At 56.6% G+C, this 1,575-nt stretch carries 1 protein-coding gene; it reads left to right on the forward strand.

Annotation, left to right across the window (positions count from 1 at the left end; all coding sequences use genetic code 11):
* Positions 1–220 precede the first annotated feature (220 nt).
* Positions 221–1,243 (forward strand): helix-turn-helix transcriptional regulator, encoded by a 1,023-nt coding sequence (locus AC1DWF_RS31835; RefSeq protein WP_476789071.1) that lies wholly within the window; start codon positions 221–223, stop codon positions 1,241–1,243.
* Positions 1,244–1,575: the final 332 nt, after the last annotated feature.

Genomic DNA, 1,575 nt, shown 5'->3' on the forward strand with positions numbered 1-1,575 from the left:
GTCCGCAGCTGGCAGTCCCAGTTGGCGTTGAAGTCAGGGTCGGTTCCGATGCCCTCGACAGCCGAGGCATCGATCCCGTTGAAGATTTCTAAATCCTCTGTCACCGGACTGATCACAATTGTGGAGACCTGCCCGGCTTGCTGTGACCAGAAGATAGCGCCGCACGAGGGCCAAGGACCATGTCGGGGGGAGCGGCAACATTTGGAGAGCGAGGTTGATCGTGATCAAGGCGGCCACAGACCGCCTTGGTTCAGATGGTCAGTTCAACCTCACTCTCCTACCTATCGGTGACAAGGTCATGCAACACTTCACCTTCAGTACTGCTGATATCGACGCCGCTATCGCGTTCCCACAATGGTTCGACGAAATTCTCCCTCGGCTAGAGGTTGAACCGCATAGCGCCGAAGCGATGAATTTTTTCTGCAGCATTGTCGGTCGCCGCACCCGCGGCATTGCCATCGCCCGGGTCGAGATATCGAGTGACTCGGGCGTCTGGCATGAGAAGGTTCAGCCCTTCAGCGCCGACGATAGTTTACGCATCTACCGGGTGGAAAGCGGGATGCTCTCTCTGAAGACGAGAAACGGCAGTGAACATCACGTCGAACCAGGTGACGCTTTCGTGTCAGGGCCAGAAGCAGTGACACAATATTCGATAGCTCCAGCGCAGCCAGGCGTCACGGCACTGGTTGGAGACATGACAGCTATTCCCTTTTGTCGACTGGAGGAATACGGACGCTTCTTCCCGCGCGACCTGGCGCGGCCGCTACCGCACACACCGACGGGAAACATCATCAATACCTATGTCGAGGCCCTTAGTTCCGACGACACGCAGGCCTCCGAATTCCTAGGTCTGATGAACAGCTTCACGGAGCTTGTGGCTGTCACCATGGGCGAATGCGGCAATAGCCCTCATAGCCAGGCGCGCGATGACATGTATTGCCGAGCACTGGCCCACATTCGTAGGCATCACACGAACCCAAGCTTGACTGTCGAGGAGATTGCGACGGTCTTGGGAGTGAGTGAACGCGCCCTGTTTGCGGCATTCGACGACAGGGAGTTCACGCCGCACAGATATATCAATCGGATGCGCATAGAGACCGCCAAGTCGCTGCTGAGCGATAGCGGCGGCAAGCCGAACATCATGGAAATTGCGTTCAATAGCGGTTTTGAAAGCGTTTCGACTTTCAACAGACAATTCCGCTCCCAAACGGGTGTTTCACCATCAAAGTTCAGGGCAAGGTGACTCTGACTTGGGCCGTCCACGACGACTTGGCGCGGGCGCCACGCACTGCACGTGCTCTTTACATTTGATGTCAAAGCCATTTTGAGACGCGACTATTGCGCAAGTGCCGAAGCACCGGCAAGCCGGTGGGTCATCATCGCTGTTTCTTCGACCACTGTCGTCCGAATGCCACTTCTCCCTGACCGAGCATCAGCATCTGGCAGAGCGACGGCCACTACGCAGAGGTTCCGGCACGCTTTTGACGATATCGGCAATCGGGCAGTTTTCCAGAACTGCAAGTTGTTGATCGTGCGCCTTGGACCTGCGAACAGAGCCATCGTGAACTCCCACCC

The organism is Aminobacter sp. P4_D5, from assembly GCF_056401815.1.